At 58.9% G+C, this 12,777-nt stretch carries 10 protein-coding genes; 5 read left to right on the plus strand and 5 right to left on the minus strand.

Annotation, left to right across the window (positions count from 1 at the left end; genetic code table 11):
- Positions 1 to 390: 390 nt before the first annotated feature.
- Positions 391 to 2,388 carry a glycosyltransferase family 39 protein gene (locus QYL91_RS14925; RefSeq protein ID WP_302081283.1) on the minus strand — a complete coding sequence of 666 codons (1,998 nt, stop codon included), beginning with the start codon at positions 2,386 to 2,388 and terminating at the stop codon, positions 391 to 393.
- A gap of 417 nt (positions 2,389 to 2,805) precedes the next feature.
- Here QYL91_RS14925 and QYL91_RS14930 point away from each other — a divergent pair, with 417 nt between their 5' ends.
- Together QYL91_RS14930 and QYL91_RS14935 are read left to right on the plus strand one after the other, a co-directional pair.
- Positions 2,806 to 4,026, plus strand: coding sequence for a glycosyltransferase family 87 protein (locus QYL91_RS14930; protein ID WP_302081284.1), 1,221 nt, complete (start codon positions 2,806 to 2,808; stop codon positions 4,024 to 4,026).
- A 518-nt stretch (positions 4,027 to 4,544) separates the two neighbouring features.
- Positions 4,545 to 5,087, plus strand: a complete 543-nt coding sequence (locus tag QYL91_RS14935) for a hypothetical protein (RefSeq protein ID WP_302081285.1) — start codon at positions 4,545 to 4,547, stop codon at positions 5,085 to 5,087.
- Positions 5,088 to 5,309: 222 nt separating this feature from the next.
- On the opposite strand, the gene QYL91_RS14940 is transcribed toward QYL91_RS14935, so the two are convergent.
- The gene (locus tag QYL91_RS14940) at positions 5,310 to 5,537 is read right to left on the minus strand and encodes a hypothetical protein (RefSeq protein ID WP_302081286.1); all 228 of its coding nucleotides are present in this window, start codon (positions 5,535 to 5,537) and stop codon (positions 5,310 to 5,312) included.
- A gap of 124 nt (positions 5,538 to 5,661) precedes the next feature.
- The gene (locus QYL91_RS14945; protein WP_302081287.1) at positions 5,662 to 5,904 is read right to left on the minus strand and encodes a hypothetical protein; all 243 of its coding nucleotides are present in this window, start codon (positions 5,902 to 5,904) and stop codon (positions 5,662 to 5,664) included.
- A gap of 317 nt (positions 5,905 to 6,221) precedes the next feature.
- Here QYL91_RS14945 and QYL91_RS14950 point away from each other — a divergent pair, with 317 nt between their 5' ends.
- A complete protein-coding gene (locus QYL91_RS14950) occupies positions 6,222 to 6,905 on the plus strand; it encodes a potassium channel family protein (protein ID WP_302081288.1) in 684 nt (227 codons plus the stop codon).
- Between the two features lie 2 nt (positions 6,906 to 6,907).
- Entirely contained in the window at positions 6,908 to 8,602 is a 1,695-nt protein-coding gene (locus tag QYL91_RS14955) for a potassium transporter TrkG (RefSeq protein ID WP_302081289.1), read from the plus strand.
- A gap of 41 nt (positions 8,603 to 8,643) precedes the next feature.
- Here the strand turns inward: QYL91_RS14955 and QYL91_RS14960 are convergent, their stop codons facing one another.
- Positions 8,644 to 9,000 (minus strand): hypothetical protein, encoded by a 357-nt coding sequence (locus tag QYL91_RS14960; protein ID WP_302081290.1) that lies wholly within the window; start codon positions 8,998 to 9,000, stop codon positions 8,644 to 8,646.
- Between the two features lie 136 nt (positions 9,001 to 9,136).
- Positions 9,137 to 10,153, minus strand: coding sequence for a DHH family phosphoesterase (locus tag QYL91_RS14965; RefSeq protein WP_302081291.1), 1,017 nt, complete (start codon positions 10,151 to 10,153; stop codon positions 9,137 to 9,139).
- A gap of 417 nt (positions 10,154 to 10,570) precedes the next feature.
- Between QYL91_RS14965 and QYL91_RS14970 the strand changes: the two genes are divergently transcribed.
- Entirely contained in the window at positions 10,571 to 12,754 is a 2,184-nt protein-coding gene (locus QYL91_RS14970; protein ID WP_302081292.1) for a PAS domain S-box protein, read from the plus strand.
- The last annotated feature ends 23 nt before the right edge of the window (positions 12,755 to 12,777 follow it).

Below are 12,777 nucleotides of genomic sequence, written 5' to 3' on the forward strand. Positions count from 1 at the left end.
CACCCATCTCAACATCGTCAATAAAAGGTAGTGTCTCGGTTGGTTTCCGAGGCCTTTGGTGAGTCTAGCTCCCCCCATTGAGCGACGCGATGTCCCAGAATCGTCTGGTTGGATCCCGACACGACAGGGCCGGTACCAGCAACGACTCGATGGCCAATTCGCGCCTTCTATTCAGTACGATCCTCTGAACATCAACGGGATCTGGTAGAATCTGCAGCAGTAGGTCGGCATGCTTATTGAGTGGACGATTCAGCCAGCTCTCGATAGAACAAATCACGTGGGTTATTTCTCTGACCCGTTCGAGAAGTGGTTAGTTAGCCTTGCGGAGCGTGCCATCAACGTCGTAGAGCCGGCCCTCTAACGTCGAAGTCGCCTGAGTATCTTTCGCTGTCACCATGGCGGCGTCCGCGACTCGACGCAGGCCCCGTCGCGTTCCAGGATGGCGACGTACTGGTTGGCCCGTAGTTCCTGCTCGTCGCCGTACTGGTCGCTGTGTGGGTTGACCCCGAGCGGAATCAAATCCCGGAACGACCCCGGCTCGGCCCGGTTGGGGACGAAGTTCGGCGGCCGCTGTCCGAACTCCGCGGCCACCGTGTAGTTGTACTCACCGTTCAGTAGCGCCCGGACGTAGGTGGCCCGCTCGTCGACCCGCGAGTCCACGTCGTAGCCCCGCTGGTCGTCGGGGATGTCCCGGAGATAGAGCAGTTCCTTGTAGCCGATCTGGATGTACTCGGGACAGCGCTCGACGCGCGGGTCGTCCATGCCGTGCCAGATCGGATTGACCCGCATCCCGTGCGGAATGGCGTTCTCCACGAACCCGTGGTAGTACGTCTCCACTGTCGCGTTCTCCTCGGCGTCCTCGGCCAGCCACGCCGTCGCGTCGTCCCGGGGCATCGAGGCGTACAGCCCGACGCCGACGCCCGCATAGACCGCCGAGCCAACCAGCACGACCGCGAGTGCGACCCGCCCGACCGTCCGCCGGCGGGCCACAAGCCGGCGCAGGGCGTCCGCGAGCAAAATCATCACCAGCGGGAACGTCGGCAGGAGGTGATGCACCCGGAAGTCGTGCCACGTCGCAAAGAACGCGAGGAAAGCAAGGAGGGTGGCGACGACGAGCACCTGGGCATCGAAATCCGGCGCCGGGTCACGTACGCCCTCTGTGGGTGCGAGCCGGACGAGCCCGACGAGGCTCGCGGCGAGGCCGACGACAGCGGCGACCAGAAGCGGCCAGCCGAACGCGCTGACGTACGTCCGGAGGAACCACCACCAGCCCGGTGCCGTGGGGCCGACAGCATGACTGATCCGTCTAGATATCCGACCTACGATCCGTCCTGTAAGCGGTTCAACCTGATTTACGACGGCGGTTGGAGCAGCTATGGCGAGTGTGACGGCACCCACGACGGCACTGGCAAGCAGGAGTCGTGGCCGCCAGAATGCACGCAGTCCTGGTCCGATGCTCGTCCGTGTTCGAAGGAAATATATGAGTCCGAGGACCGGGACAAGGGGCCAGACATACCGGACAACCGCGGTCGGGAAGCCGAACACGGTCGTCGTGAGACCGATGCCGGCACCGACGAGCAGGGGTCGGGGCTGCCAGAGTGCACGCAACCACGGATCTGTGTCGGTCCGGGTTTCGAGCAGGTGGGCAAAGCCAACGGACAGAGCAATCAGCCCGACAGTCGGCTTGAACGCGATGGCGAGGCCGCCGGCGGCGCTGGCCTCGTAGAAGTGCCATTGCCGCCCGTCCCTGACGTAGCGAACGAGCAGGTACAGCGCGAGCACGAGACACATCGTCGCCGGAATGTCCTCACCGCCCTCCTTTGCCAGCTTGAGAAAGCCGAACGTACACGCGAGCAGGGCGGCGGCCACCCGCCCGGTCCAGCGGTCCTGGAGTTCGGTTCCCAGCCGGTAGACCAGGTAGACGGTGACGACGGCGAAGACGACGTTCGTCAACCGGACAAAGACCAGACTCCACGTCCAGATCCAGCGGGGCGTCTCGGCCCACACTGGGTAATGGGCGTACGTGTTTTCGGGGAACCGAATCGCAGCAATTGAATCAATGTTCCCGACCACTGCCGCGGCAGCGACGACGGGCAACACCGCGAGCGCGTAGACGTAAAACGTCGCGCCGAATGGCACACGACCCCATGTGATGCCCTCGCGGAGCGCTTCAATGCTTGGGTCGGCAATGACCGACGCGTACGCCACCAGCGGGTCCAGTACTCGGTCGTGTTCGTCCCACGTGGCGAAATTTGGAATCCGGTGCCAGAACCAGAACCCCGCGAGCAAGAGCGTCGCCGCGAGCACGTAGCCCAGATACGGGTCCGCCCGAAGATCCGACAGGAACTGTCGTTTTGCACGCCTGAACCGGCTGGGACGATTCTGCATCAGGTTTGAATCAGACGACGGAGAAAAAAGCGTTCTTATATGTATATGGGCGGAGCAATCCGATTGGTTCGGAATTGTTACTCATTGAGAGGGTTTGGTGCTGCTGAGATGCTTCGCGTCTCGGACCTCCTGCTTCGAGATGTTTCACCGAATCAAGTAGTTGTGGACTGAATGGCGGTGTGGCTTCTCACCCGAACGACCAGGTTTGGGCGGCAATCCTACAGGAGTAGGTCCGTTGCAAACGGCCATTGACCACAGTTGGCTTCGTAAGACTACCGTGGGGTGGAGTGTGCGAAGTATTTCTGTTTGTGGCCTGGTTGATATCTGTGGTATTCAACACAGACCACGACCGTTGAAAACGTCAGGACAGGTGGACACCAGAAAACATATAGCAGTACTATTTTCAATACCCATATCTTGCAGAGAGAGGAATCCACTGCATCATTACGCCGAGCGCGGTTGGCTCTCGGATTGGGCGTATTCCTCGGGACGGTGTATGTGCTTTATCGACTTACTATTACTCCAGATCTATTCGGCCTTGATTTTGAGATCTATCGTGCTGCGGCTGTAGATTTACACACGGGCCAGGAAGTCTACGGCCGGTCTCCTGTCGGTGTTCCGAATCTTACGTACCGGTATCCAATCATACTGCTGGCTGTCTTTTCGCTCTATCTTCTGATTCCCCCTGTTGTCGGGTTTGCGCTTCATCTCGCCGGAACCATTCTTGTGAGCGTGATACTTGGACTCGCTATTGCGAGGGTAACCGAATCACACGGTATCCGGTTGTCGAACCTTGATCGCGGTCTAATCTGCGCATTCATCGCCATCAGTCCGATTAGCGTACCATCGTTAGTGTTTGGTAATATCAACCATCAAATTGCACTTTGCTTCGGTCTGGGTCTTATCTGGCTAGAACAGAACCTGCAACACCGCGCTGGTGTCGCCCTCGGACTTGCGGCTCTTCCAAAAGTATTTCCTGCTGCTGTCGGCGTCTGGTTGGTCTACCGACGAAAGTGGTATGCGATTTTACTGGCCATTGCCACCGGTGTCGGGGCACTTGCCGGTGGTATCGTGCTCTTTGGGTGGACTCATACACAGCGATATTTTGTTGAGGAACTGCTCCCACGAGGTACTGCAAATGCCGCTTCAGGCGGCCTGTCTCCTTCAAGTCTCTATGTGACACTTCAGCGGCCGCTTACAGCGATGTTCGCTGATGCAAGTGGAACTCTGCTCACAGTGATGGCACTCGTACTAGTCGCTCCAGTGGTAGCCTACGCGTATCTGTACAGTGAGGGCCCTCTGCAAAGACTCATTGCGCTCCTCACAACGCTGTGTGCGATTCTGCTGGTAATTCCCTCGTATACGATGTATTTCGTTCTCCTTTCGTATCCGCTGATTCCGCTGTTGTATCTCCTCTCAGGTTGGCCCGGTCGGATTTTCACCGGGGGAGTGGTTCTGATGCAGTTTACGTTGAAACTTCATGATGCGGGTATGCTGGTTCGACTGCTTGGATTCCCTGCATGGGGCACTGAAGTGATGCTGGAGAGCCTCCGTGTGTTCTACACGCTCGGAACTCCGGTCCTTTGGGGAACTGTGGCTGTCCTCATCGCGGGAATCTGGCAGATCCATTCAAACTAACGTGGGTGTGTCATAGAACGATTCCCAAGGCGTTGTCTACCGTATGTTCGGTAAATAAGCGTTTCAGTGAACGGATGGAGGCGTGAATACTGATACACTCACTCTCTATATCGATGGTGTCAGAAGTTGGCTGCTGAATAGAGAGGATCTATACCACAATGCGACTATTCCACCACGACCCCGCGAAACTAACCGCTCGGTAAATCTGCTAACTGAGCACCAGTGACCGCTTCTCGGACAAATTCCGACCTCTGTTCGAGACAGGTTTGTCTCAATTCACGCTTGCCCTGGCACAGAGTAGTCACAAACATCTTCACCGGGCGCCAGTTTTTGTTGGTATGGTTGCCCGCCCTCGAAGTCCCCTTCGTGCAGTACTACTGGCCGTTGTCATACTGCTGGCTGGCTGTTCGGGTCTACTTGGTACAGACCAACAGACGCCCACTCCAGACCCGGCGGTAGAGAACTTCTCCTACCCCTCGGGATGGTCTCAAGCGGGGATAACAGACCTTACCGTTGCGGTGGAAACGCACGACGAGACCGTGGAAAATGTCTCCCGGAAAAATCGGCTGGTCATTACCGACGAGGACTCGAACCGCACGGTAGTCAGAACAGTAGACACCGGTGCTGGTACCGGTTCGATACGGTTTATCGACACGCAACTCAACACTGATGTTCACGCCTACTACAACGCCGAGGGCGTGTTCGAGTATGATCGGACAACGGAGGAACTGACCCGGAGGTCCGATGAGAACTGGACAACAGCAGACGTAGCCACAATGCCGGGGATTGAACGACCACTCCGGAATCTCGAACTGAACGCGGCTGAGACTGTCACCGTCGACGGGTCGACAGCCGTCAAATACACTGTGACTGGTATCAGGAACCCTGACTCAGTCCCGTCGAATACCGCAACCGGGCACGTCACTGTTGCCGAAGACGGATTCATCGCAGAATACGATGTCACGAGAGGAAACGATGACTTTACGCGCCAGACGCGCTACAAGCTCTCAGCGTTGGAGACTGCGACGGTTACACGGCCAGCGTGGATGCCCGACCAGTAGCCATACTCGTCCGTAGAATTTTGCCGCTCAAAGCCCCCTCTGGCGGGGATATATGCGAGTGAATCCGGCAGTCGGGTCACTTTCGACAACACCAGGGAGACACCCATATTCGAAGTGACGTTTTCTATGTCGGTTATTCGCCGCACGCCGTTTGTGAAGGCCCCTCATATTCGAAGACGAGTTTCCGTTCCAGCGCTCCTGTAAAGTAACAACTCCATTCGATTAGTTGATCGGGCGAGCAGTACGTCGTCGCCTGTTGCGTTTCTGGAGGTAGAGCATTCCGACGACGATAGCACCGATAATTGGTGGGATGAACATGCCGACAAAGAACCCGACAGCCCACATGTCGGCAGTCTCCATATTCCGCTGTCGCCCGTCGACATAGATCCAGCCACCGCTGAGTAGGCCGATGATGACGGCCAACATTCCGGAGATTTCGATACCAACCATGCAGCGAGATTATCTCCGCGGGCAAGTAAGACGCCCGATGGGACAAATACCCATTTCACTAAGCGGGCACAGAGAGCAACGATTTCCGACCAGTTCTGGAAGGGATTCGTGGCCGGGGAGAGCATCAATTGTCTACCGCAGTAGCCGGGCTCTGGGCCGTCGTGGTTTCACCAGTGGCATACTCTATCCACCGCTGTATCATGAAGTACGTGACCGAAATGTGAATCGCCGAAAACGCCAGCACGAAGCCGAGGAATTCGACTGAAATGTTCGTCCCTCGTGCTTGTCCATACGTCACGAAGACGCTCAACACGGTCAGAAAGAAGGCGATACCGAGATACTGTGACAGGGCGGGCTTCGATGTCATGGGTGGTAAATTCTCACACAGTAGATTAAAATTGATGTCGGCAGACACAGCGTTCTGTTCCGGTCATAGCGCGATTGTCTGTGCTGATTGCGTGAATACTGTCCGTGTTGACGCTGTGTGGTGGACGCAGATTTATCGCTCCAGCGGGCACAGCACTGGCTATCGCACACGCCAGAGATTCCGACGCAAGATCAGACAGCAGCCAACAGGTCGTCTCCACTGGCGGACCTATTTTCCGACGGACTCGACGCAGCTTTCTCGCTGGTCGTAAAGAAGAACGGTAGTCTTTCGTCGGTCCATTCTGAACACTCCGGTAGATGTACATCGTCATCGTCGGGGCAGGTGACATCGGAACGCCACTCATCGACATCGCCACCAGGGGTGGCAACGAGGTTGTCGTCATCGAGCGCGATGAGGAGCGGGCCGAACGCGCGTCACGGCAGTTCGACTGTCTGGTACTCAACGATGACGCAACGACCAAGGAGACCTTACAGGACGCCGGGGCCGACCGTGCTGATGCGCTCATCTCGACGACCGACCAGGACGCGACGAACATCATGGTCTGTCTGCTGGCACAGGAACTGGACGTCCCGGATATCGTCTCGGTCGTCCACAACCCCGAACACATGAGCGTGTTCCGCCAGATCGGCGTCAACACGATGCAGAATCCCCAACATCTCATCGCCGAATACCTCTATCGCGCCGTCAAACGTCCCTCGATTGTCGATTTCATGCGCATCGGCGACCAGGCAGAAGTGTTCGAGATTACTGTCGAAGAGAACGCGCCCATCACGGGCAAGACCTTACAGGAGGCCAACGAGGAGGGACTCGTCGGTGGCGATACGCTCATCGTTGCCGTCGAGCGGAGCGACGACGAGGGGCCGATCACGCCCCGCGGCAGCACACGAATCAGGCCCGGCGACTTGCTCACGGTCTACTCTGCAGAGGGTGCCACACCCGAAGTGACGGATGTGTTCGGCCATCCTGAAGACCACAGCTAATCATGTCCAGACGGACCGACGGCCTGGTACCCACAGACCTCCAGATTATCGCGCGGGAAATTGGCTCGCTCCTGTTGATGGAAGCCGGACTCATGACGGTCACGGCCGTCATTGCACTCGGATTTCAGGAGTTCCATGCCGCGCTCGCGTGTTTGATTGCGGGTGGTCTAACTGCCGGTGTCGGTGGCCTCGCCAACCGCGCGTTCACCGACGCCCCGACGCCGAAGATGAAACACGGGATGGTCATCGCTGCTGGTGGGTGGCTCATGGTCGCGACGTTCAGTGCGCTTCCCTTTCTGTTGACCGCCTGGCTGACACCACCGGCCGTCATGGACACGTTCGTGCCTGCTGGCACAGACACGAGCGCGTGGGAACCGATCAAGGTCGGCACCACCACGACGCTGTCCAGTCTCGGGTACTTCCGTGACCCGCTGCACGCCTTCTTCGAGAGCATGAGCGGCTGGACCGGGAGTGGCCTGACCATGGCCATCCACGAGCCCACGCTGCCACGGACGATTCAGTGGTGGCGGTCGTTCATCCAGTGGGTCGGCGGCGTCGGTGTCATCGTCCTGACGGTTTCTATCCTCACCCGTCCCGGAAGCGGGAGTTACGCGCTCTATCAGAGCGAGGCGCGTGAGGAGAAAATCCATCCGAGCGTCGTCTCGACAGTGCGGACAGTCTGGAAACTCGTCGTCGGCTACACCGCGCTGGCGTTTGTCCTGCTGTTTAGCGCGATAGTCGCAAGCGACAGTGCCTACGCCGAGTCGCTGTCGCTGGGGGACGTGGCCTGGCAGGCGCTCAACCACGCGATGACTGGTCTTACGACCGGCGGATTCTCTGTCACGGACAACTCGATTGCGACGTACAACTCACCGCTGGTCGAGACAGTCCTCCTCCCGATTATGATTCTGGGCGCTATCGCGTTTCCTGTCCACTATGTCATTCTCCAGGAGCGGAACGTGAGTGAACTGGTCTCGGACCTCCAGACACGCTGGCTGTTAGTGCTCCTCGCAGCAGGTGTCCTCGTCCTCTCGGCTCAGAACGTGTTGTCGGTCTCCGCAGCGTCCGATGCGTTTGCAACCCAGTCGTTTCTGCCGTTTTCGATACCGTCGCTGGGCGGGCCGGAACTTGACGCAATCCGGGATTCGACGTTCCAGTGGGTCAGCGCGCTGAGTTGTACCGGCTTCCAGTCTGCCCCCATCGGGCGCTGGCTCGCCGGCGGGAAGGTGATGCTCACCGGAGCGATGGTGCTCGGCGGCGCTGCCGGGTCGACCGTGGGCGGTATCAAAGTCATCCGCGGGTACACGATTGTCCGTGGCATCATCTGGCAGTTCTCCCGTGTGTTCCTGCCAAAAAGCGCCGTCGTCACCGCCAGAATCGGTGACCGCACGCTCGACCGTGAGGGGATGGAACGGGAGTTCAGTGAGGCCGCCATCGTCACGCTCCTGTGGTTGCTCATCCTCGTCACCGGTAGTATCGTGCTCGTCAACGTCGCCGGTCCCGACTTCAGCTACGCTGACGCGCTGTTCGAAGTCGCCAGCGCACAGGGCAACGTCGGGCTCTCCTCGGGGATCACCGGGCCGACGATGTCGCCCCTGGCCGAAGGGATGTTCATCCTGAACATGTGGATCGGCCGGCTGGAGATTATTCCCGTGCTCGTGTTCATCCGAGCGGCAATCGCCGGGCTAAACCCCTGATGGCTCGGCAAACACTGCAGCGGATGTGTTCGAAGTGGTAGTCAGTCCTCCTCGACTCTTGCCTCGCCGATAAACGACCAGTGGGTTCGTGTGTCGCCATCTGGTTGTGGTTCCTTGGTGACGTGGTAGAGGAAGGGGCCGTGGGGGCAGTTCTCACAGCCCTCGTTACAGTGGACCTGTTTCACGACTTCCGTGTACCCATCGTGTTCGGTGACTCGAAGGATGTCGTCGCCTGGTTCTGGCTCGACGGGGAACTCGGACTCCTCGTGGAACTGCAGCAGTTCTCGGGCATGGACGATTGTTTTGCGGAGTTCGTCGGGTGACAGCCCCGCCAAATCCGACACGAGCTGGTCAGGCAGGCCCTCCGGTGGCGTCGGTCCATTCGAGGAATCGGTCATAGATACGAGTTCTGTCTGAACGCACATAACTCGTTTGCGGGGATGGCTGAGTGAACTGCAGGGTCGTGAGCCAGGTGGGGTACCTGTGTCGGGAGACGCCGCACGCAATGGGACACCTGGGCCGACATTCGCAGTATTAGTCCTCGTCTTCGGACAGATTGAGTTCCGCGACGAGGCGTGCGGTGATGATCTGTTCGAGCATATCGAGCAACTGCGCGTCGTCGGACGTGTAGTCCGCGACGATGCCGAGTGGGATTTCCCCGCCGGCGACATCGTGATGACCGCCGCCACTCCCGACGTCTTCGAACGCCTCGCTCAGGACGTCCCCGACGTGGACTCGCGGGTCGGGCGACCGGGCACTGATGTGGACGGCGCCGTCGACGATTCCAAACACGATTGCGGTTTGGACGCCCTCGAGTCGCACGAGATAGTCGACGGCCTGAGGGAGTGCGTCCCGTTCGCTCGTGCGGCCGACATGCGAGAGGAGTGTCGCGTCGATCGAGCGCCGGTTGTCGATTGCGGATGAGATGGCGTCGAGAGTTCCCCCGGTAATCGACGGCGTCGAGAGCTGTCGGAGGATGTCCTGGTCCGCGTAGTCGTGGAGTTGTCCCGCCGCCTCATACTCAGCAGGGGTGGCTCCGCGGAGGAAATCGAGGGTATCCGACCGGATGGCAAAGAGGAGTGCTGTCGCGAGGTCCGTATCGAGTTCGATGTCGAGGGCCCGGACGTACTCTGTCAGAATCGTCGCGGCGGCCCCCACCTCTTCACGATGGTCGATGAACCGGGCCTCGATGTCTTCGGCGGGGTGGTGGTCGATCACGATATCGACGTCCGTGTCCGGGGGCACCCGGTTGTTCTCGCCCGGAATCGAGTGGTCGACAAAGGCAAGCAAGGAGTTCGGGTGGCGGTCCTGGAGCGAGTCGGGTTCGAACGGCTGGAGGTCGATATCGAGTAGGTTGACAAACGCCCGGTTTTGCTGGTGGGAGATGTCGCCGCTGTAGAGTATCTGCCGGTCGTCGATGCCCGCCGCCGCCGCTATCCGACCCAGCGCGAGTGCGCTCGCGAGACAGTCCGGGTCGGGATTGTTGTGACAGACGATGTTTATCTCGTTTCCCTCACCGAGAAGTTCGTCAAGTTGTTGCGGCGAACTCATTCGCTGTGACCTACGCTCTCTAGACAGTTAGGCGTACAGGCCCCAGGTCAAACGACGCGTGGACGCGGGATTTTGAGACTGTACCGCGTGTGTCACGAAGCCGGAGACTGTGGCCGCCTCGCGACTGAAAGATAGCGTGCTGGGGCGAGAGATTTCGAACACGGGATAGGCCAGCAGATGGGTCCGGAAGGCCGGCGGATTCGTGCTGGGACACCGACAGGGGTGGCACTGCCAAGAGAGGTATCGGAATCTCTTTGAACTGACAGAGCAAAGATAAAATCATCGTTAGACAGACTCCGCAACAGCGCATACGTCACGCGGTATGGCGGGCGTGTTCAGAGGAATGCTACTGACCCGGCCGGCGGCAGTCTCGGCGCCGGAGGGCAGACCAAACCACCACGGAAGACACCGCTGACAATGACTCCGAAAGAGGTGCCTGACTCAGAGAACCGGGTGCTCCCGCTCGTTGCCGATTCAGCCAACCGGCAGTTGCTCGCCGAGTGGCTCGACGACCACCCAGCGTACGAAGCCGTAGAGTTGGCGGAGAGTCTCGACGCTACCGAGTTCGACGTGTGCATCATCGATAAAGGCGCCTTCGAACAGCGTCTCGATGCACTCCGAGCAAAGAAAAGGGCGGCCGACCCGGTTTTGCTCCCGTATCTGCTCTTGCTTCCGGAGTCCGGACGGGACATCATCGACTCGGATGCTGGCGAACTTGCGGACAACGTGATTACGGAGACGATCGACGAAATCGTCTCGTTGCCGATTCAGCAGACCGAACTCCACTGGCGACTGTCAGCGTTGCTCCGTCTCCGGAAGCAATCGGTCACGCTACGAACGCGAGAGCAGGAACTCGAACGGCAGGTCGACCTGTTCGCGAAGGCCCAGGATATTGCGAACGTCGGCGTCTGGGAGTACGATGTCGATACCGAAACGGGATGGTGGTCAGAAGAGGCGACTCGCATACACGCGCTCCCCGAAGACACGGAGATGTCGCCAGAGATTAGCCTCAAGCATTACCACCCCGAAGACCGGCCGATTATCGAGGAGACGTTCGAGGCGGCTGTCGAGGAGGGCGAACCCTACGACGTCGAAGTCAGACTTATCGATGCGGACGGCAACCACCGGTGGGTTCGAACGCGTGGTGAACCACAGTACAAAGACGGGGAACTGACCCGCATCCGCGGGACGATTCAGGACATCACCGACCGCAAAGAGCGTGAACGCGAACTCAGGCGCATCAAGCAGGCGGTCGAATCCGCTGGCCACGCGATTTTCATTACCGAACCCGACGGGACAATCGAGTACGTCAATCCAGCCTTCGAGAAGTTGACCGGATTCAGCCAGGCCGAAGCCGTGGGGAAGACCCCACACATGTTGAACTCCGGCGAGATGCCGGACGAGTATTTCGAGAGACTCTGGGAGAGCCTGGAGGCAGGAGAGATATGGAGAAGCGAAATCGTCGACCGCCGGAAAAACGGCGAACTGTACACCGCGATGCAGACAATCGCGCCGGTGACAGACGGTGACGACATCCACGCGTTCGTGGCAATCCAGGAGGACATCACCGAGCGCAAGGAAAATCAGAAGGCACTCAGGCGACGGCGGAAGGCAATCGACGATGCACCGGTCGGCATCACTGTCACCGACCCCGACCAGGAAGACAATCCGCTGATTTACGTCAACGATGCGTTCGTGGAGATGACGGGCTACCCACGCGAGGAAGTCCACGGGCGGAACTGCCGATTCCTCCAGGGCGAGAACACGGACCCGGAGAAAGTCGCTACCCTCAGGGGGGCAATCGACAACGAAGAGCCGGTCTCGGTCGAACTCCGGAACTATCGAAAGGATGGAACGGAGTTCTGGAACCACCTCGAAATCGCCCCGGTACGGAATGATGACGGAGAGATTATCAACTACGTCGGATTCCAGCAGGACGTGACCGGCCGAAAACAACGCCAGGCACAGCTAAAAGTCCTCGATAGGGTGTTGCGCCACAATCTTCGAAACGACATAAACGTCATCCAGGGGCGAGCCGAGACGATTCAGGTCACTGCATCGGGTGAGATTGCGGAGGGTGCACGCAAAATCATCGAGAAGAGCGACGAACTGCTCAAACTGGCCGAAAAGGAACGAGAGATAACGGAACTGTTGCGTGAGGAACCGACGCTTACAGACATCAATCTCGGAGACTGTCTCGAAACCGTCGTGTCGGCCGTGGAATCGGACTACCCGGACGCAACTGTCACCGTTGACTGTCCCGAGGGAGTCGTCGTGCAGGCGACCGAAAAATCCGGACAGGCGATACGGGAACTCATCGAGAACGGAATCGTGCACAACGACTCGCCCGCCCCCGAGGTCAGCGTCACTGTGACGGATGCCGACGAAGCCGTTCGCATCGAAATCGCCGATACCGGATGTCGGATGCCGGAGATGGAGCGGAACGTGTTAGCAAACGAGGCCGAAGAAACACCGCTGTATCATGGAAGCGGTCTCGGATTGTGGCTGGTCAGTCTGATCATCTCGCGGTCAGAGGGGATCATCACGGTCGAGGAGAATTCGCCAACTGGCAACATCGTCACCATAGAACTGCGACGGTGACAGTTTCGGCACTCTCAGGCGAA

Source organism: Salinibaculum rarum (assembly GCF_030505615.1).
GTDB classification, from domain to species: domain Archaea; phylum Halobacteriota; class Halobacteria; order Halobacteriales; family Haloarculaceae; genus Salinibaculum; species Salinibaculum rarum.

Bases quoted from the DNA above. Each gene is read 5' to 3' on its own strand.
- QYL91_RS14950 (WP_302081288.1), top strand. From the start codon at position 6,222: ATGTACATCGTCATCGTCGGGGCAGGTGACATCGGAACGCCACTCATC.
- QYL91_RS14945 (WP_302081287.1), bottom strand. From the start codon at position 5,904: ATGACATCGAAGCCCGCCCTGTCACAGTATCTCGGTATCGCCTTCTTT.
- QYL91_RS14965 (WP_302081291.1), bottom strand. From the start codon at position 10,153: ATGAGTTCGCCGCAACAACTTGACGAACTTCTCGGTGAGGGAAACGAG.
- QYL91_RS14970 (WP_302081292.1), top strand. From the start codon at position 10,571: ATGACTCCGAAAGAGGTGCCTGACTCAGAGAACCGGGTGCTCCCGCTC.
- QYL91_RS14940 (WP_302081286.1), bottom strand. From the start codon at position 5,537: ATGGTTGGTATCGAAATCTCCGGAATGTTGGCCGTCATCATCGGCCTA.
- QYL91_RS14960 (WP_302081290.1), bottom strand. From the start codon at position 9,000: ATGACCGATTCCTCGAATGGACCGACGCCACCGGAGGGCCTGCCTGAC.
- QYL91_RS14925 (WP_302081283.1), bottom strand. From the start codon at position 2,388: ATGCAGAATCGTCCCAGCCGGTTCAGGCGTGCAAAACGACAGTTCCTG.
- QYL91_RS14955 (WP_302081289.1), top strand. From the start codon at position 6,908: ATGTCCAGACGGACCGACGGCCTGGTACCCACAGACCTCCAGATTATC.